Here is a 19,737-nt window from a genome sequence, read left to right as displayed (position 1 = left end):
GATCGGCTCCATCGCTGATGGGCACGAAATAACACGACAATACGCATGAACAGATCACCAGTCAGCATTCTCATGGTCGCCTACGGAGGCGGGCACATTGCGATGGTCCTGCCGGTGATACGCGCACTGCGCGCGCGCATTCCTGGCGTGCATATCGATCTGCTGGCCCTGACCACGGCCAAGCGCACCGCGCTGGAGGCCGGTGAGGCTGCCCTGGGCTATGCCGATCTGTTGCACCTGTTGTCCCCTGCCGAGCAATCGCAAGCGCTGGAACTCGGCCGCACCCTGCTAGAGGGCAACGCCCACCCAGACGTTCCGCAAGCTGAATCCCTGGCATACCTGGGCGTCAACGCGCTGGATTTGTATCAGCGCCTCGGACCGGCGGCTGCTCGGGACGTACTTGCGAAGAAGGGCCGCCACGGCTTCTACCCCATTGGTTTTCTGCGCCGCGTCATCGATCACCTGCGGCCCGACCTGGTGATTGCAACCAACGCGCCGCGCAGCGAGCAGGCGGCGCTAGACGCTGCTGGCGATGCAGGTATTCCGACCTTGGCGATGCTCGACCTCTTCGGCGTCGGTGCCAACCCGGGTGTCGGTGAGCGGGCTTCACGCCCCGTGCGCCTGCGAGCGCCTTCGTCGAGTTCAGCGTCGTTCTTCGCAGACGCCTTTGCTGCGCGCACCCGCCACCCGAGCCGTGTATGCGTGTTGGCGGGTGCGGTACGCGATAATCTGGTGGCGAGCGGCTGGCCCTGCGAAATGATTGCAATTACCGGCAACCCTGCCTTCGATGCCTTATTTGACCCCACCATGCGTGAGGCCGCGATGGCCCTGCGCAAACGCCTGGGGTGGGTGAACAAAAAGATTGTCCTGCTCGCGGCACAGCCCGAACCGCGCGGGCATCCCGCTACGCGCTGGCCCGCGGGAGATGCGCTGGCGCAAGCGATGGAGTCCCAGTTGCGCGCCTGGGTCATGACCCGGCCCGACGCCGCGCTGATCGTGCGCCATCACCCCAATCACTGGCATCGCTACCCACGGCTGGCGGACAACGCGCAGGTTCATTTCAGTGTGCCGCGAGAAGAATCCATCGACCCCTTGATACTCGCCTCCGACTGCGTGGTGGTGCAAACGACGACGGTTGGACTGCAGGCGGCCACGGTGGGTATTCCGGTCCTGGCGATGCAATGCTCGCCCGGTGCGCTTTCCGGCTTCAGCTACGCGGATTTGGGGATTGCTCAGCGTGTGCCCGATGTTGCTGATCTGCCCGCCGCGCTCGACTTCGCTCTCGATCACCCTGCCCCGGCTACTGCTTGGGCTCGCAATAGCCGCGCTGCAGAGGCCGTGGCGGGTGAGGCATTGACGCTTATTGCGCCCCAAATCGGGGGCGCGGCCGCGTCCGGTGGAGAAGCCTGATTGCGTACTCATCACGGATGTGAATCATGACAACCATCGCCACCATCTGTGCACGCGGCGGCAGCAAGGGGCTGCCGGGCAAAAACATTCGCCCCTTCGCAGGTCAGCCTTTGATCGTGCACAGCATCGCTTTCGCGCGTGCTCATCCGGCGATCAACGCAGTCTATGTATCCACAGACGACCCCACGATTGCCGAAATTGCGGCGCAGGCCGGTGCAACCGTGCCCTTTCTGCGGCCCGCCGAGTTGGCGCGTGACGACGCCCCAAAGCTGCCGGTGATTGAACACTTGGTCAGGCATCTCGAAGCGCAGGGCGCGGAGATCACGCGCATCGTCGACCTGCAACCCACCTCGCCGCTGCGCGCGCGTGAAGACTTGGACGGATGCTTGGCCTTGGCCTGCAGTCCAGGCGCCGAACTCGTTCTCAGCGCATTCGACAGCGGTTTCAATCCGTATTTCAACCTCATCGAGCAGCAGCCAGATGGCTGCGTGCGCATCAGCAAAGGCGATGGTCTGGCCGCGCGCCAAGCCGCGCCTAAAGTGTGGGCACTCAACGGATCCATCTACGTTTGGCAGCGCGGCGCCCTACGCCATGCTGCCGCAAACGGGCTGTGGAGTGTGCGGGTCGCCGCTCATATCATGCCATCTGCGCGCTCGGTGGACATTGACACCGCCGACGACTTTGCCCTGGCCGAGTGGCTGCACACGCGCCAAAACCCCTGACCTTGAACCCTGCATGTCCATCGACCGCGTATTCATCATTGCCGAGGCTGGCGTCAACCACAATGGACGGTTGGATCTGGCGCTCGCCTTGGTTGACGCCGCAACCGCAGCCGGCGCTGATGCCGTTAAATTTCAGACCTTTCGGGCCGAAGACCTCGTCTCGCCAGGGGCCGCCACCGCAGCGTACCAGCAGGATAATACCGGTGAGACCGACCAATTTTCGATGCTGCGCAAGCTGGAACTGTCTCCAGCGCAATTCGAGGCTCTTGCCGCCCGTTGCCGCGAGCGCGGCATTGAGTTCATGTCGACGCCATTTTCCGAGGCTGCCGTGGATCAACTTGTGGCGGTGGGCGTCAAGCGGCTGAAAATTTCGTCTGGAGAGATCACCAACCGCCCGCTTCTTGAGCGAGCCGCATCGGCTCGGCTACCCTTGCTGCTATCCACCGGCATGGCCACGCTCGAGGAGGTACGCTTAGCTGCAGGCTGGGTGCAGTCCGTGTGGGAACACGGCAGTGCACCGCCGCCTGCCCCAGGCTTGGACGCGCCCCTCGTGCTGCTGCACTGCACATCGGCTTATCCAGCCGCGGATGCGGCGCTGAACCTGCGCGCGATTGCCACCATGCGATCAGCAACCGGTCTCCCGATTGGCTATTCGGATCACAGCCTCGGGAATACTGCCGCTCTTGCAGCAGCCAGCCTCGGGGCTTGTGCACTGGAAAAGCACATCACACTGGACCGCACCTTGCCTGGCCCGGATCATGCTGCCTCCAGCGAACCCGCCGAGTTTGCTGCTCTGGTATTCGAGCTGCGGCGCTTGCAGGCGATGTTGGGCAATGGCGTGAAAGAGCCGCAAGCCGAGGAAGCCGAGGTGCGCCGCGTGGCGCGACGAAGCGTGGTCTTGGCCTGCGATTTGCCCGCGGGCACGGTGCTCAGACGCCAACATGTTCTGCTGCGCCGTCCCGAAACCGGTATCCCCGCGGCCAAGCTGGATGCCGTGATTGGGCGCAGTCTGAACTGCGACCTGAGCGCAAGCACCGTGTTGCAATGGACCATGTTGGCATGACTCGGCGTCGGATCATCTATGTCTCCGGCACGCGAGCAGACTTCGGCCTGATGCGTCACACCCTGAAAGTTATCGCCGCGGATGCTCGACTGGACCTTTCAGTTGCTGTCACCGGCATGCATCTCCACGAGGAGTTTGGCCACACAGTCGATGAAATTGCGGCGAGCGGCCTGCGCATTGCAGCCCGCATCCCTACGCACGTAGCCGAACGCAACCGCCCCGCAATGGCGTATGCCGTCGGCCAGACGCTGATGGGCCTGACCGAACTGCTCGGCACCGAGCGCCCGGACGCCTTGCTGCTTCTCGGTGACCGTGGGGAAATGCTGGCTGGTGCCATTGCCGCACTGCACCTTGGCGTGCCTGCAGTGCACATCCACGGCGGCGAGCGCTCCGGTACCGTGGACGAGCCCATGCGGCACGCGGTCAGCAAGCTCGCCACCTACCATTTCTGCGCGACGCTTGAGTCGCGTGAGCGGCTTATCGCGATGGGTGAGGCTCCCCAGCGCGTCTTTCAGGTTGGCGCGCCCGGGCTGGATGATCTTCCTGCAGTGCTCGGAGCACCGCGCCAGACTGCGCTTGAAACATTGGGGCTCACGCAGGATGGCCCCTACGTGCTCGTGTTGTTTCATCCCGTGGTGCAAGAAGCGGAAGGCGCTGAAGCGCAGGCTGCAGCACTCATACAGGGACTGCGCGCGGCAGGCGCCGGCTCCGCGTTCGAGGTGGTGTGGCTCGCGCCGAATGCTGACGCCGGCTCGGACGCCATTTTGCGGCAGCTCGCAAAGCTTACCGAACCCGGCTGGCACCAGATCACCCATTTGCCCCGCGCGCGCTACCTTCCTGCGCTTCGTCACGCTGCAGCGCTGCTCGGAAACTCCTCATCCGGCATTATTGAAGCGGCAAGTTTCGGCACCCCGGTGGTCAACGTTGGTAGCCGTCAACACCTACGGGAGCGCAACGCCGGTGCGGTTGATGTGGGCATCGATCCAGAGGCCATCGCCGCTGCGCTGCGCGGTGCACTCTCCGCGGACCGCTTGCCTGAGCAAAATATCTACGGCGATGGTCAAGCGGCCGGTCGGATCGACGAACTGCTCGCCACCCTGCCGCTGTGTCCTGCCCTTCTGCACAAAGCCAACCGCTACTGAGCATTGAGCCCATTTACATGACCACCGCCTCCTCCCTTCCTTTGCTCATCGTTTTCGGCGCTGGCGGCCATGGCCGCGTGGTGGTCGACGCCGCGTTGGCCTCAGCATGTTTTCGGACTGTGGTGGCCAGCGACCGGGACCCATCGCTGTGGGGTCAGCAACTGTTACCCGGCGTGCCCATTGTCTCGCCCGCTGCGCTGCACGCTCTGCCAAAGCCGCTGGCGCTGCACGTGGCGATCGGCAACAACTTGGTGCGTCAAAAAGAAGCCCAGGCGTTGCGCAATATCGCCCCGTTGGTCAGCGTCATCCATCCCCGCACGAGTGTTGCCCAGAGCAGCCGCATCGCACCGGGCTGCCTGCTCGCCGCGCATTGCGTGCTCGGCCCGCTGGCCGAACTTGAGGAGGGCGTCATTGTGAACCACGGCGCTGTGGTTGATCACGACTGCCGCATCGGGGCCTGGAGCCACATTGCGCCCCTGGCCGCGCTCGGTGGCGCAGTGCGCGTGGGCACTGCATCCCTTGTTGGATCTGGCAGCGTCGTCTTGCGCGATCTGACCATTGGCGCGGGCGTGACCCTTGGTGCCGGTGCCGTCGCCCTCACGGATGTGCCTGCCGGCCAATCCTGGGCTGGCGTGCCCGCACGTCCACTCGAGGGAGCAAGCGCATGAACGCTGGCATTTTTCGGCAGATTCACATTCCTGCAGCCGCAACCCTGCGCGAAGCGCTGACCCGATTGGACGCCACTGCTCAGGGGATTTTGCTGGTTACGGACGACACGGGCCGTTTGCAACGCACACTCACGGACGGCGACTTGCGACGCGCAGCGTTGGCGGGGGTGGACGCCATGGCCCCTGTGTCCTCGCTGCCTGCAAGGGCGCCGATCACCGCCGGCCTCGGCGCGTCCATGCGTGACGTGGTGACCCTCATGGATGCGCACCGCATTGACCACGTCCCCATTGTCGATGGCAACGCATCGGTGGTGGACCTCATTACCCGCCGCGAACTCTCACAGAAAGTCTATCTCTCATCCCCGCACTTGGGTGATGAAGAAGCCACGCTGGTGCAGGAGGCGTTTTCAAGCAATTGGATTGCTCCACTCGGCCCGCATGTCGATGCGTTCGAGTCTGAGCTCGCTGCTCAGGTCACCATGCCATACGCTGCAGCAACGATTTCGGGAACTGCGGCAATCCATCTGGGCCTTCGCCTGCTGGGCGTGGGTGCGGGCGATGTGGTGCTGTGCTCGAGCCTGACCTTCGTAGCTAGCGCAAATCCGATCAAGCAGCTCGGCGCCACGCCGGTCTTTGTCGATTCCGAACCGAGCAGCTGGAATATGTCGCCGCAAGCATTGGTCGGCGCCCTCGACACCTTGCGCGCTGATGGCATCGTTCCGAAAGCTGCAGTGATTGTCAACCTCTACGGCCAGAGCGCGGAAATGGACGCACTGCTGCCGATACTGGACGCCGCCAACGTGCCGGTTCTGGAAGACGCGGCGGAATCCCTGGGCGCTATCTACAAAGGCAAGCCGAGCGGAAGCTTCGGTCGGCTTGCGGTGTTTTCCTTTAACGGCAACAAGATCATCACCACCTCGGGCGGCGGCATGCTCGTCGGGCGAGATGAGGACCTGATCGTGCACGCCCGCAAGCTCTCGACGCAAGCACGTGAGCCGGCTCGGCACTACGAGCACGTCGAAGACGGATACAACTATCGCCTGAGCAATGTGTTGGCGGGTATCGGACGCGGGCAGTTGCGTGTGCTGGAGCAACGCGTGCAGGCGCGACGCGCCGTGTTCGAGCGTTATCGGACGGCACTTGTGGATTTTCCTGAAATTCATTGGATGCAGGAGCCCAATGGACACCGCTCTACCCGCTGGCTGTCGGCCTTCGCCCTCAAGGCGCCACGAGCGCAGATGCGCCGCGACGCGCTTTTGGACTTTCTGGATCGGCACAACGTCGAAGCGCGCCCGGTGTGGAAGCCAATGCACTTGCAACCGTTGTATGCAAACTGCAGGTACTTCACGCACGGCCCCGATCAGGACGTCAGCCGCAGTCTGTTCGAAGGGGGCATTTGTTTACCCTCGGGTTCAAACATGAGTGCGGAACAGCAATCCCGTGTCTGTGAACTTCTTCGCCGAGGACTCGGCCAGGTCATGGAGCGTGCATGATGAAGGGACGCGCCATCAGCCGCATAGGCTGGCTACCGCCGCTCAAGGACGCCGCTGCGGTAGCCCTGGCTTGGCTCGCGGCCTTTGCCTTTCGCTTTAGTCTGTTCCGCAACGACGCACCGGCCAACATCGTCCAAATTGTCCTGGCCAGCACGCCGCTCGCGATCCTGGTTTGGGGCGGCTGCCTGTTGGCGTTCGGCGTATATCGTACGCCGTGGCGCTACACCAGCTTGCCCGACGTGCGTCGCCTGGCAACAGCTGCCGGCGTGGCTGCGCTGGCGCTTGCCGCCAGCCTGCTGGTGATCCGCCTTGCCAATTTTCCTCGGTCCATCGTATTTATCCACCCGCTTCTGGCGGGCAGCGGCCTACTCGCGCTGCGCCTTCTCGCCCGTACGCGCGCTGAGCGCACCAGCTTGGGAACGCTGCGTGCAAATGCCCAGCCCCTTCTGGTGCTGGGCAATCTGGACGATGCGGCCGCCGCACTTCAGACCCTGCGTGGCAATCAGCAATGGCGCGCCGTGGCAATCTATACCCCGGACGCGATGGAGGCTGGACGCAGCCTCCAAGGCATGGACGTTCTTGGACCCCTGCTCGATTTGGGTGACGTGGCCCGACGACTCGGCGTGCGCCATGCACTGGTGGCGGGCGCAGCCGGATCGGCAGCGCGCCGGCTTCTTCTGGAGCAGGCTAGCGATGCTCGCTTGGCGCTGCTCACATTGCCGCGTGCCGACGACTGGCTGCAGGCTGGCGTGGGCGTCGCAACGGGCCCGCGAAGTCTTGAACTCGATGATCTGCTCGGACGCGAGGCGGTACAGCTCGACGTGCGAGGTCTGTCGGACATGCTGGCTGGGCGCTGCGCCCTGGTCACTGGGGCGGGAGGGTCCATCGGCTCGGAATTATGCAGGCAGCTTGCTCGCTTCGGCGTAGGCCGTTTGGTCTGCTTGGACATGTCGGAATATGCCATTTACCAGCTTGAGCAGGAGATCAAGACACGCCATCCTGACCTGCCCGTGGTGTATCTCACTGCCAACGTTCGCGAGGGTGATCGCCTGAAAGCGTTGTTTGAGGCGCACGCGCCGGCTGTGGTCTTCCATGCGGCTGCGTACAAGCACGTTCCGCTGATGGAGGGTGACAATGCAATTGAAGCGGTGCGGACCAACGTACTGGGCACCCTCAACGCCTCGCGCGCCGCAGCCGCCTGCGGGGCACAGCGCTTCGTGCTGATTTCCACGGACAAGGCCGTTAACCCCACGAATGTGATGGGCGCAAGCAAGCGCCTGGCGGAGCGCGTATTGCAAAACCTCGCGCGGCAATACCCAGCGACGCGCATGGTTGCCGTACGCTTCGGCAACGTTCTGGGTTCCAGCGGCAGTGTGGTGCCACGCTTCGCTCAGCAAATCGCCGCCGGCAGGCCCGTAACCGTGACGCATCCGGATATCGTGCGTTACTTCATGACGATTCCCGAGGCCGCCCAACTCGTATTGCAAGCTGGACTGATGGGTGACAGCGGCGAAATCTATGTGCTCGACATGGGCGAACCGGTCAAGATCGTCGAACTCGCTCGGCTGATGATTCGGCTATCTGGCAAAAGCGAGGATGAAATTCCTGTCGTTTTCACAGGCTTGCGCCCGGGCGAAAAGCTGTTCGAAGAACTGCTTGCTGATGACGAAACGACGCTGCCGACACCCCATCCCAAAGTCAGAGTGGCGCGCCATGGCGACTTTGACGCGCAGGCCTTGGACCTTGACGCCTTGGCTGCCCGAATTGCCGCACCTGGAGCAACTGAAGCGCAGCCCGAGCCAAACGTGCGCCAAGTCAAGGCGCTGCTCGCTGAGCTCGTGCCTGAGTATCAGCCGCAGATCGTTGCCCCGCCAAGCCTCTTGGCTTCCCACGACAGGGCCGCGAATGAGCCCGCCAATTCCTGATTGACCCTATGAGCCAACCTGTTCTCATCGCCCGCGACGTATACAAGCGCTTCAACGGCGGACCGCAGCCCGTGGAGGTTCTGGCCGGAGCAAGCCTTGCGGTACAGGCGGCACAATCCTTAGCCATCACCGGCGCATCCGGCTCGGGCAAGAGCACCCTGATGCACCTTCTGGGCGGCCTCGAGCGGGCTGATGCAGGAAGCATCCAAGTGTGCGGCCGCGATTGGACGACGCTCACTGCGGCTGAACAGGGCAGCTGGCGCAATCGCTGCGTGGGTTTCGTCTACCAGTTTCATCACCTGCTACCGGAGTTCACCGCGCTGGACAATGTCATGATGCCGCTGCGAATCCGGCGCGAGTCGGCGAGCAGCGCGCAAATCAAGGCGTGCGAAATGCTGGAGCTTGTGGGCTTGGCTTCGCGCATGCTCCACAAACCGGGTGAGCTGTCGGGCGGCGAGCGTCAACGCGTCGCGGTTGCTCGGGCACTGGTAACCCGCCCTGCATTGTTGCTGGCTGATGAACCCACGGGAAACCTCGACAGCGATTCTGCGCAGCTGATCTTTGACCTGCTGGCGCAGGTGACACGGGAACATCGCACCGCCATGGTTCTGGTGACCCACGACCTGGAGCTCGCCAAGCGCTGTGGCACTGTGTTGCGCCTCAGCAAAGGGATCCTGCAAAGCATGCGACAACCCGCGGATATCGCCGACTGAAAGGGTGACGCGACGGGCCAAGCACCCTTTGCATCCCCCAGGCTCAGGCCCGCTGCCCACGCAGATACTCTCCCGCCGTGCGCAACAGATGGTCGAGTGCCGACTGGACCATGCTGTCGTCTGCACCGGGGCCCGCGGCGAGCCAGTCGTGAAACATGGCGTGCAGTTCATTGTGTGACTGCACCAGCGGGTGGTCCGTAGGCAGGCCTGCCTGCACCAGCCACTGGCCAACAGGCCAGTCCTCCGGCCCGCCGTTCATCGGCAGCCTCGGCTGCAACTGCGGATAGTGCCGCACAATAAGCAGATCCATATCCAGCCCCACCAACTGCTCGGCGATACGGGTGAGCAGGCCGCGCTCGATGGGCTTCGGCTCCCGCCATAGCGGCAACGCGGCGAGCCAGTCCCCGAATGCGGTTGCCGGCATCGGTCGTGCGATACCCCAGCCCTGCGCCTGGGGCACGCGCAAGGCGCGAAGCGCCTCGACGATTTCATCCGTTTCGGCGCCCTCGGCTACGAACTCCACGCCTAACCCACGAGCCAACTGCGTGAGGCTTTGCACGAAGCGCAAATCCTGCGGCCTCTCGGCCAAGCCGCGTATGAAACTTTGATCGAGCTTGATGATGTCGATCGGTAACTCTTTCATGCGCAAAAGGGACGAGTAGGCGCTGCCGATGTCGTCCAGCGCAATGCGGCAGCCAAAGGTACGCAGCTCGGCGAGGCTCTCCTGTGCTGTGGCCAACGAGAGAAAATCGCTGTGTTCAAGAATCTCCAGCACAATGCGATTGGCTGGAAATCTCGATTCATGCACGATTTCCTTCACCACGGCCAAGGCCTCGCCGGAGGCCAGCAACAGCGGGTCGACGTTTACGGCAACACTCAGCTCCACGCCCTGCTCACGCTGCCATTGCTGAGCATCGCGCACCGCCTGGTGCAGCACTCCCGCGGTAAGGGCGACAACAGCATCGCGCCCGAGCTGGTGGATGAAATCCAAAGGGGAGATGAGGTTGCCCGTGCCGTCGTCAAGTCGTGCCAGAGCCTCCACCTCGACCACCCGCCCGCTGATCATCTCAACCACCGGTTGGTAGTGCACCCGCAAACCACCTGAGGCAAAGCGTTCGCGTACCAGACGAAGGTGATTGAAGTGATCGCGGTCAGTTGCGGGTTGGTAGACACGCCAAAACGGAGCCGCAGTACCACGCGGTTGCTGCTTGATGGCATAAAGTGCCTGGGCAGCGTGACGCAACAATTCGTCGGGCTCCGCCGTATCGTCGGGATAAATGGTGAAACCCAAACTCGCTCGTGTATGCACGATGCGTTCGCCGCCAGGCAGGGATACGGGCGCATCGACCGCCTTACGTATACGCGCAAGCATGGGGTCCACGTCATCCCGGGTCGTCATGCCCTGCAGTACAAGCACGATCTCGTCACCACCCAGCCGGGCCACCGTGTCGCTTGAACGTACAGCCTCCACAAGGCGCGCCGCTACGGTGCGTAGCAATGTGTCCCCGGCCGCATGGCCATAGCTGTCGTTGAACTGCTTGAAATCGTCAAAGTCAAGAATGCCCACGGCGACAAACCCACCCTGTGCATCAACCTGCGACAGGGCTTCTTCCAAGCGCAGGCGCAAGCCGCGCCGGTTGAGCAGGCCGGTGAGCAAATCGTGCTCGGCAAGCCATGAGATGTGTCGGTGCTCCTGCTGCAGGCGACGACGCAGGTCAAATGCGTCCAGTCCGTGGCCGATGAGCCGTGCAACCCGCTCGAGAAGCTCCAGGACCGCAGGCGTGAAGATGCCGACCTGCCCTGACACGACACCGAGCATGGCCCAACGGTGTCCACCGCGGAAAATGGGCGCAATGGCCACGGAGCGCACACCGGCCGCTCGCAGTTTCTCCCGGTACATGGTGTAAGCGGGCTCATTCAAATAGTCGTTGCTGAACTGCAGCTGCTTGCTGTTCCAAACCCGCACGGCCAAGCTCTGCTCAGCAAATTCTCCCTGCACATTGGGGCGATACCACTCCTCGCTAATGTGCATGCTTCCGGATTGGGCCAGGAGATCGATATGGCCTTGCACGCCCGCGCGTCCGACCAGCGCGGCATGGAACAGCCCACTCGCCGTGAGGCGCTCGCAAGCCTGCTGCAGCATTTCCGAGAGGTCACCGGTACTCAGCACAAGCTCTTCCTCAGCAAGCAATGCGCGATACAGGCCCTGGGTGCTCTCATGCTCAGCTTGGAGCGCATGGCGGGCACTCACATCGGTCATGAGACCTACAAAATGGGTGAGTACGCCAGCATCGTTGCGCACTGGCGACACACTGAGTGCATTCCAAAACTGGCTGCCATCAGCCCGGGTGTTGCGCAACTCAACGTTACAGCTGCGCCCTTCGCGCAATGCCGCGCGCACCTCATCCAAGGCCCCCTGCTCATGCTCCTCACCCTGCAGGAATCGACAGTTTCGGCCCAATGCTTGGGCTTCCGTGTAACCTGAGATGCGAGTGAAGGCTGGATTGACGTACACCAAGGGGTAATCCCCCGATTGTGCGTCGACCACGCTCACGCCGACCTCGGTGGCCTCCATCGCCGCCTTGAGCAAGTGCAAAGTCTGGCCCTGTTCACGCAGGGCACGCAAAAGTCGCATGCGCCCAAGCTTGAGACCCAAGACTGTATGCAAGTGCCAGACCAAGCGCTGGTGATGGATTTGCTGGAAAAATCCGGGTTCACGACTGTAGAGGGTGAGCAGGTCCCGTCGGCCATCGCCGCCCTGCAGGGGCAGCGTGACCGACCCACGCCAGCCGGCTCTTTCGCCTTCCACACGCCAGCGCGCCGTGCGTGGGTCGCGCGCCCAATCCACGACGATCTGCGGCAAGCCCGTGTGCCATGCCAGGGAGGCCGGACCGAGCGCCTCGCCCGCCTCGCCGATGCGAATATGCACGTCGTCAAGATAGGCCGCCATGCCCGTGCCAGCAGCGGCGTCAAATACGATCTCGCCGTCATCCCCACGGTGGCCGAGCCACACGCCATCGACACCCGCGCGCTGAAGCAGAAATTGGAGCAGCTCGGGAAAAAGCACGGAATCTTCGTCGGCGCTGAGCAGCAGAAGATCCAGTTCGGTGGCAACGTTGGCGTCCACGGTCGGCCGGGGCGATACGTCCCCCTGCTGCTTCTCCCTCAGACCGTCGTCAGATTCTGATTTCTGCATAGCCGCAAAGCATACGCGCAAGCCACGCGCTGACCAACATTTTGTCGTCGACTTTGTGCCGCGCGTGACAAACGCCACACGCAGGGTTCAGCCCATATCTTCCACCGCTTCAAGAACCATGCGCACCTGGGTTCGCCCCTGCCAGGTGTTCGAGTCCAGGCGCCACGCAACATGCGCCTGCACGGGCAAGAAATCCGTGCGGTTCCATGCCACCAAATCACGCATCATGCTTGACCCCGGCGACCCATCGAGCACGCGCACCCGGGCCTTCAAGTGATTGCTTCCCAGTTGCCCTTGCTGCAGCACCTCAATGCGGCTCGCGAACACAGGTGCGGTGAACCCTTGACCCCAGACTTGCGACTGCAAAAGCTGGGCGACTTCAGGCGCAAACCACTCAGGTGGTAGATCACCATCCACCTCAAGCTTGCACGCCAGCAGCTCCGGCGATAGCCATTCCTGTGCCACGCCTTCGAAGGCCGCGGCAAAGCGCGCGAAACCATCGGCCGGAATGGTGCACCCCGAAGCGGCCGCATGGCCGCCGAAACGCAAAAGCAGGCCTGGCTCCCGCTTGGAGATCAAGTCCAGCGCATCGCGAAGGTGAAAGCCCGCAATGGATCGCCCCGAGCCGCGCAGGCAACCGTCTGTGCCTGGTGCAAATACGAACGTTGGTCGGTGATGAATCTCCTTAAGCCTGCCTGCCACGATGCCTACGACACCCTCGTGCCAGTCCGCAGAAAACAAGCTGATTGCTGCGCGATCTGTTGCCTCACCCTGCTGCTGTAAGCGGACAAGCGCCTCCTGCGCCTGTTCGCGCATGGTGCTCTCAATGCCGCGGCGCTCGCGGTTGATGGCGTCCAGCGTCTGCGCCAAGTGCAGGGCTTGCTCAGGATCGTCGGTCAGCAGGCATTCGATGCCCAAGGTCATGTCGGCCAAACGCCCCGCCGCATTGATGCGTGGCCCCACCGCAAAGCCCAGATCGAAGGCGCTTGCGTAGTTCGCGTCGCGCCCTGCAACGCCCAGCAGCGCACGCAGGCCTGGCTGCATGCGGCCTGCACGCATGCGCTTCAAGCCCTGGGCAACAAGCAGCCGATTGTTGGCGTCGAGGCGTACAACGTCAGCCACGGTACCCAGCGCGACCAGATCGAGCAAGCTGTCGAGCCTTGGCTGTGCCGCGGCCGTGAAGGCGCCCCGCGCGCGCAATTCGGCGCGCAGGGCTAGAAGAACGTAGAACATCACCCCCACGCCGGCCAAGTTCTTACTTGGAAAGGGACAGCCAGGCTGGTTGGGGTTGACGATGGCCTCAGCCTCGGGCAATAGCGGTCCTGGCAGGTGATGGTCTGTAACCAACACGCGCATGCCGAGCTGGTGCGCCCGCGCCACGCCGTCAACGCTCGCAATGCCGTTGTCTACTGTGACAATCCAATCGGGCCTTCCCTCGGGCCGCTGCGCGACCAAATCAGCCACTGCGGGCGAAAGGCCATAGCCCGTCGTGAATCGGTTTGGAACCACGTAGCTGGCGCGCGCGCCCATCATTCGCAGGCCACGCAGGCCCACGGCACAAGCGGTGGCGCCATCGCAGTCGTAATCGGCAACGATGCATAACGCATCGCCACGCGCAATGGCATCGGCCAGAATCCGGGCTGCATGCTCGGTGCCCTTGAGCAGCGCCGGCGGCAGCAGGGCCGAAAGCTCTGCCTCCATCTCCGCAGGATTGTCCACCCCGCGCGCGGCTAGGAGGCGCGCCAGTAGCGGGTGTATGCCTGCGCCTTGCAGTCGATGCACTATGCGCGGTGGCGCATCACGCAGCACGAACCTCATGGCTTACACCAGCCCCAGCAACACATGCGCATCAGCTCGGCGCCAAAGCTGCCAACGCCGCGCGCGCCTGAGCTCGAACGCAATCCAGCGCCGCTCACCCGCCAACACAACCCGAACGCCAGCGTGATCTTGCAATCCACGCTCGATCGCATCTGCTGCGAGCCGGTCAAGCGCCTCAATCGTGCCCTTTAGCTCGTGGGGGTCCGCCGCTCGGGTGGTCTGCGGCTGCACAACCTGAAGTTGATGAGGGCGGCGGCTGGCGGGCAGCACAGCCAAGCCGGAATGCGCCGCACGCCACCAAGCGGTCGCATGCGCGGGCGGCTCCCCAAGCAGTACAAAGGGATTACGCAGATCGGCGGGGAGAACGCCACAGCCATGCAGCCACAATGTGTTGGCCTCTGGTCGGCCCGCGCGCACGCGATCTTCGTTCACCGGGTGGTATTGCCACACCATCTGCATCTCAGTGAGCAACTGTCGCCAAGGCCGCGCAGCCGTGCCCGATGGCATCCACGTGGCCACGTTGCGCGCGATCGCCCGGGCGGGATCGGCGGTAACCACTTCAGCCAAACTGGGGTGTGCAACCAGCCAGCGCGCGGGCTCGCGCGCGTCCAGCAGCCAGCCAGCCTCGCTCGTGAGCGGCTGCACGGCACCGAGCAGCGCGCCCGCCTCGTCGTTGGCTAATTGCAGAGCAGCCGGATCGGCAAGGCTCAGGCTCTCGCGCCCCAACTCAAGATGCGCCGGTAGCGCCATGCCCCACGGCAGCCCACGCAGATCCATCCCGGCACCAAGTGCAGCAAGTGCGCCCCATGGCCCGCGCTCGACGCCAAGCGCCAGCTCTCGGGCTGTACCGGCAATCGCCGTCGACGTTGTAATCCTCGGCGCCGTGCCGACCATCTGCGCGCCCAAGCCAAGTGCCACGCAGACCCATCGCTCTGCAGGCGTCAGCCAGGCCGCTTCGGCGTCTTCAAGCAGCGGCTCCTGCTGGATCACTTCGGCCAGACGCAGGCTGCGGCTGAGCTGCGGCATGGTGTTGCCCGCAAGCGCTTGCTGCCAAGTGCCCCCTGCCGCGGGCGCGGTGTCAATCAGGACGGTGTGCATGGGCACATTATCGGCTGATGTCGCCCATGGATATCACGGACCATCGCCGGCAAAGCCTCGAGTCCGCGGTCATGCCCTCGCAAGCCGTACCGGGCGTTCGGGTTTGCTCTGCGGGGCCGGCGCGAGCAAAAAGACGTCGCGCTTTTGAGCCGCCACGCATACGATGTACCCTCCGCTTGACCTCTGTTGCGTAATCCTGCCATGAACAACAACAAAATTGCTGTCGTCACCGGGGCCTCCTCTGGCATTGGTGAAGCTTCGGCCCGCGCCTTGGCTGCAGCCGGCTATACCCTCTACCTTGGTGCGCGCCGATTAGACCGGCTCACCACCGTGGCGAAGACCATCTCAGGCCACGCGTTCGCGCTTGACGTGACGGACATCGCAAGCGTGCAGGCCTTTGCTGCAGCGCTGCCGCGGCAGGTGCATGTTTTGGTGAACAATGCAGGTGGCGCCCTGGGCTTGGCACCGGTGGCTGAGTTCGACGAAGACCAGTGGCTGGCTATGTACCAAAGCAACGTGCTGGGGCTGGCTCGGATGACCCGCGCGCTGCACGGGAAGCTGCTCGCCAGCGGCGACGGCCACGTCATCAACATTGGATCCATCGCAGGCTTTGAGACCTACGCGGGTGGCGCAGGCTATACGGCTGCAAAGCACGCCGTGCGAGCCATCAGTGAGACCTTGCGGTTGGAATGGCTTGGAAAGCCGCTGCGCGTGACTGAGATAGATCCGGGGCTGGTGGAGACCGATTTTTCCCTTGTGCGATTCGCGGGGGATGCCGAACGCGCAGCCAAGGTCTATGCCGACACGCGACCGCTCTTGGCCGAGGACATTGCCGATGCGGTCGTGTGGGCCACCACACGACCGGCGCACGTGAACGTGGACCAAATTGTGATCCGCCCCACCGATCAGGCGCGAGCGGACAAGGTGTTCCGCCGGTCCGGCGCGAGCTGACCAAGGCTAGCGATAGCTGGGCGGCAATGCTTAGTCCCCGAGCCCAGTGGTGATGGCGTCGATGCGTTGCAAGACATCCACGGTGAGTTTGGGCAGCACGGCAAGGGCACCCAGATTTTCCTGTAACTGTGCCAGCCGCGAGGCGCCCAGAATCACCGTGCTCACGCGTGGGTTATGTGCCACCCACGCCAGCGCCAGCTGAGCGACGGTGCATTCCAGATCCTGCGCCACACCTTCGAGTTCGCCCACGGCGGCGTTTTTGCGTGCGTCGAGCAGGCCATCGCGCAGGAACGACACGCTTTCAATCGCTCCACGGCTGTTGGCGGGGACGCCCTTGCGGTACTTGCCCGTTAGCAGGCCCGAGGCCAGAGGGCTCCATGTGGTTAGCCCCAAGCCAGTATCTTCATACAGGCGCGCATACTCGCGCTCGACCCGCCGACGGTGGAACAGGTGGTACTGCGGCTGCTCCATCACGGGCTTGTGCAGATGGTGGCGATCGGCAATGTCCCAGGCAGAGCGGATTTCATCGGCCGACCACTCGCTCGTGCCCCAGTAAAGTGCCTTGCCCTTCTCGATAATGTCATGCATCGCCCAGACCGTTTCTTCCAAAGGCGTGTGCGGGTCGGCTCGATGGCAAAATATGAGATCGATGAAATCCAAGCCCAAGCGCTGCAAGCTGCCGTCCACCGCTTGCATGAGGTATTTGCGGTTGAGTGTGTCACACCCGTTAATGCGGGGCCTGTCAGGCGCGCCGCGGTCCAAGCCCCAGAAGAATTTGCTGGACACGACGTAGTCCAGCCGGTCCCATTTGAGTTGGGCCAGCGCTTCACCCATCAGGCGTTCACTCTCACCGTTGGCGTAGACCTCGGCGTTGTCAAAAAAGTTGACTCCACCGTCGCGCGCCGCGGCCATCATCTCGCGCACGCCCCCGGTATCGACCTGATTGTGGAACGTGACCCAGGAGCCAAATGAGAACAAGCTGACTTGAAGCCCGCTGCGGCCGAGGCGGCGATAGGCCATGGGGGTTGAATGTGTCATGGGTCATCTCTCCAGGAAAGGTAGTTCATAAAGCATAGGCGGTCCCACCCCTTCCCTGCACGCGCATGCCCAGGACGAATCGTCTGCATGCCAAAACCGTACACTGCGCCCCCATGCCTAGACCTCTGCCGACTCCTTCCACCTGGCCCTTTGAGCTGCTCATCGGCTGGCGCTACACGCGCGCCGGACGGCGCACGCGGCGCAACGGATTTATATCCTTCATATCCTTCATTTCAGTGGCAGGGATCGCGCTAGGGGTCGCGGCGCTCATCGTGGTGATTTCGGTGATGAATGGCTTTCAGACGGAAGTGCGTGACCGCATGCTCAACGTCATTCCCCATATCCAGATATTCAGTGTGGACGGCGGGCCGCTCCTGCAGTGGCATGACGTCGCAGGAATCGTGCAGCGTGACCCGGCTGTGACTGGGGTGGCGCCGTTCGTGTCGGGCCAGGCCCTGCTGGCGCAGGGCAATACGCTTTATGGGGTGCTGGCATGGGGCATTGAGCCTGACCAGGAACACAAAGTATCGGCCATCGCCGCGCATATGGTCGCCGGCTCACTCAGCGCCTTGACACCCGGTGGGTTCAACGTGGTGCTCGGCAACGACCTGGCACAGAGCCTGGGCGTTGGTGTCGGCGACCAGGTCACCATGGTGGTGCCCAGCGGCAGTCTCACCCCCGCAGGCATGATCCCTCGCCTGCGCACGCTGCGCGTGGTGGGCCTATTCAATGTGGGGCACTATGAGTATGACAGCACGCTTGCACTCTTGAACATGGGCGATGCAGAAAAAATCTTTCTTTCGGGTGGCCCCACGGGCCTGCGGGTGCAGACCCGCAATATCGACGACGCGCCGGCTGTGGCGCAACAACTGCAGACCGTGCTGCCGCCCAGCTTGGTGGCCCAGCCCTGGACCAAGCAGAACCGCACCTGGTTCGAAGCGGTTGTCATCGAAAAACGCATGATGTTCATCATTCTCGCCATGATCGTCGCGGTCGCAGCATTCAACCTCGTGTCCACGCTGGTCATGACGGTGACCGACAAACAGTCGGACATCGCCATTTTGCGAACCCAGGGTGCAAGTCCGCGCTCGATCATGGGCATCTTTGTCGTGCAAGGCGCAATCACGGGAGTGATCGGCGTGTTGTCCGGCGTGCTGCTTGGCACCCTCATCGCGTTCAACGTTGACCCCATTGTGAGCTTTTTGGAATGGATGTTCCGAACGCAGTTCTTGCCTCGGAGCGTCTACCTCATTCACAAAATGCCCAGCAACCCGAAGGCCTCGGATATCCTCGCAATCACCTTGGTTGCCCTGATCCTATCCCTGCTTGCAACGCTCTACCCGAGCTGGCGCGCGTCTCGCGTGCAGCCAGCAGAAGCTCTGCGCTACGAGTGAAGGCCGCATGCTGTGGTCTGGGTGGCTGCGGGTCCAGTCCGAAGCCCTCAACGGACTCTCTTTCCAAGCCAGGCGAGACCGACGACTTCTCCAGTCGGCGAAGGCCTGTCTGCATGAACACGTCGAGCCGGTGTTTCGCGCACCCGCAATGGCTACAGGGCTTCAAATCGCGGGTTCCTTGCGAGACGTCGATGAGCCTTGAACGCTACGGGCGACCTGCGCCATCACCCGTACCCCGTAAACTTCTTTTGACCGATGACCAGTCCATGCATCTAAACCCAGCGCCGAACACGCGCCATCTCCCATCCCTTACGAGAGTCCGCCATGAGTGAGTCTGGAGTCCATGCCCATGCCCCGCATGAGGAGGCTGTGCATCACGCAGCCGAAAGCGGCAATCACACCCTGAACCAGTGGGTCGCCATCTTCACCGCGCTATTGGCTGCGCTGGGCGCCGTTGTCAGCTACCAGGGTAGCCACCTGATGAACGAAGTGCTTCTTTTCAAGAATGAGGCCGTTTTGAAGAAAACCCACGCCTCTGATCAATGGAATTATTACCAGGCTGTAAGCACCAAGCAGCATTTAATGGAACTTGCGGGCGATTTGTCCCCGCCGGAAAAGCAGCCCGGCATCGCAACCAAGATTGCGAAGTATCAGGAGCAGAAGGCCCAGATCAAGGCGAAGGCCGATTCGCTGGAAGCCGCATCAAGTCGGGCCGACGCGGAGTCCGAACGACTCAACCGGCCACACACCGGGATGGCGCGCAGCTTGATCTTCCTGCAGATCGCCATCTCCTTGGCTTCGATCACAGCGCTAACGGGGCGCAGGTGGCTTTTCGGGGCGGCCATCCTCAGCGCACTTGCCGGGGTGGGCCTATGGGTCCTGGCCTTGGGCTGGGTGGCGGCATGAGCATGGGTTGTCCGCCAAAGGCCATCAGCGCTCGAAGCGATGATGCGCCTTCGATGCAAGGGGGCTGTGCAAACGCGCGGGAATGCACCCTCGCCGTGGTTCAAGTGCGAAAGGCGCCATCCTTTGGGGGCCCGTTGCTGTTTGATGACTCTGGCGCCGCAGACCGATGCAGCACGCACAAATCGGCTTGACGGAGGCCT

General features: G+C 63.0%; 15 protein-coding genes. 11 read left to right on the top strand and 4 right to left on the bottom strand.

Annotated elements, in window-relative coordinates:
- Positions 1-45 precede the first annotated feature (45 nt).
- The 8 genes from CD04_RS0100420 to CD04_RS0100385 are packed head-to-tail and all read left to right on the top strand — an operon-like array spanning position 46 to position 9,136.
- The gene (locus tag CD04_RS0100420; RefSeq protein ID WP_156029991.1) at positions 46-1,410 is read left to right on the top strand and encodes a UDP-glycosyltransferase; all 1,365 of its coding nucleotides are present in this window, start codon (positions 46-48) and stop codon (positions 1,408-1,410) included.
- Between the two features lie 26 nt (positions 1,411-1,436).
- Positions 1,437-2,132 carry a cytidylyltransferase domain-containing protein gene (locus tag CD04_RS0100415; RefSeq protein WP_031403860.1) on the top strand — a complete coding sequence of 232 codons (696 nt, stop codon included), beginning with the start codon at positions 1,437-1,439 and terminating at the stop codon, positions 2,130-2,132.
- A gap of 13 nt (positions 2,133-2,145) precedes the next feature.
- Entirely contained in the window at positions 2,146-3,195 is a 1,050-nt protein-coding gene (locus CD04_RS0100410; RefSeq protein WP_031403859.1) for an N-acetylneuraminate synthase family protein, read from the top strand.
- A complete protein-coding gene (neuC, locus tag CD04_RS0100405) occupies positions 3,192-4,337 on the top strand; it encodes a UDP-N-acetylglucosamine 2-epimerase (protein ID WP_031403858.1) in 1,146 nt (381 codons plus the stop codon). The genes CD04_RS0100410 and neuC overlap by 4 nt, the downstream gene beginning before the upstream one ends.
- A 17-nt stretch (positions 4,338-4,354) precedes the next feature.
- Positions 4,355-5,005, top strand: a complete 651-nt coding sequence (locus CD04_RS0100400) for a NeuD/PglB/VioB family sugar acetyltransferase (protein ID WP_031403857.1) — start codon at positions 4,355-4,357, stop codon at positions 5,003-5,005.
- Positions 5,002-6,498 carry a DegT/DnrJ/EryC1/StrS family aminotransferase gene (locus tag CD04_RS0100395; protein WP_031403856.1) on the top strand — a complete coding sequence of 499 codons (1,497 nt, stop codon included), beginning with the start codon at positions 5,002-5,004 and terminating at the stop codon, positions 6,496-6,498. The genes CD04_RS0100400 and CD04_RS0100395 overlap by 4 nt, the downstream gene beginning before the upstream one ends.
- Positions 6,495-8,423, top strand: coding sequence for a UDP-N-acetylglucosamine 4,6-dehydratase family protein (locus tag CD04_RS0100390; RefSeq protein WP_231480406.1), 1,929 nt, complete (start codon positions 6,495-6,497; stop codon positions 8,421-8,423). The genes CD04_RS0100395 and CD04_RS0100390 overlap by 4 nt, the downstream gene beginning before the upstream one ends.
- Positions 8,424-8,431: 8 nt before the next feature.
- Entirely contained in the window at positions 8,432-9,136 is a 705-nt protein-coding gene (locus CD04_RS0100385; protein WP_031403854.1) for an ABC transporter ATP-binding protein, read from the top strand.
- A gap of 43 nt (positions 9,137-9,179) precedes the next feature.
- Here CD04_RS0100385 and CD04_RS22355 read toward each other — a convergent pair whose 3' ends face one another.
- The 3 genes from CD04_RS22355 to CD04_RS0100370 form a co-directional block, all read right to left on the bottom strand.
- Positions 9,180-12,332, bottom strand: a complete 3,153-nt coding sequence (locus CD04_RS22355) for an EAL domain-containing protein (RefSeq protein ID WP_051848818.1) — start codon at positions 12,330-12,332, stop codon at positions 9,180-9,182.
- 87 nt (positions 12,333-12,419) lie between these two features.
- Positions 12,420-14,150 carry a single-stranded-DNA-specific exonuclease RecJ gene (recJ, locus tag CD04_RS0100375; protein WP_051848817.1) on the bottom strand — a complete coding sequence of 577 codons (1,731 nt, stop codon included), beginning with the start codon at positions 14,148-14,150 and terminating at the stop codon, positions 12,420-12,422.
- Between the two features lie 3 nt (positions 14,151-14,153).
- Complete coding sequence (locus CD04_RS0100370; RefSeq protein ID WP_051848816.1) at positions 14,154-15,248, bottom strand: hypothetical protein; 1,095 nt, start codon at positions 15,246-15,248, stop codon at positions 14,154-14,156.
- 201 nt (positions 15,249-15,449) lie between these two features.
- Between CD04_RS0100370 and CD04_RS0100365 the strand changes: the two genes are divergently transcribed.
- Complete coding sequence (locus CD04_RS0100365; protein ID WP_031403850.1) at positions 15,450-16,199, top strand: SDR family NAD(P)-dependent oxidoreductase; 750 nt, start codon at positions 15,450-15,452, stop codon at positions 16,197-16,199.
- Positions 16,200-16,229: 30 nt separating this feature from the next.
- On the opposite strand, the gene CD04_RS0100360 is transcribed toward CD04_RS0100365, so the two are convergent.
- Positions 16,230-17,219, bottom strand: a complete 990-nt coding sequence (locus CD04_RS0100360; RefSeq protein ID WP_031403849.1) for an aldo/keto reductase — start codon at positions 17,217-17,219, stop codon at positions 16,230-16,232.
- 131 nt (positions 17,220-17,350) lie between these two features.
- Here CD04_RS0100360 and CD04_RS0100355 point away from each other — a divergent pair, with 131 nt between their 5' ends.
- Positions 17,351-18,631, top strand: coding sequence for a lipoprotein-releasing ABC transporter permease subunit (locus tag CD04_RS0100355; RefSeq protein WP_031403848.1), 1,281 nt, complete (start codon positions 17,351-17,353; stop codon positions 18,629-18,631).
- Between the two features lie 324 nt (positions 18,632-18,955).
- Complete coding sequence (locus tag CD04_RS0100350; protein WP_031403847.1) at positions 18,956-19,537, top strand: DUF4337 domain-containing protein; 582 nt, start codon at positions 18,956-18,958, stop codon at positions 19,535-19,537.
- Positions 19,538-19,737: the final 200 nt, after the last annotated feature.

It is taken from the genome of Thiomonas sp. FB-Cd, assembly GCF_000733775.1.
Classification (GTDB): Bacteria; Pseudomonadota; Gammaproteobacteria; order Burkholderiales; family Burkholderiaceae_C; genus Thiomonas_A.
The sequence above is the reverse complement of the archived record's forward strand: the minus strand, read 5'-3'. Positions and strand labels throughout refer to the sequence as shown.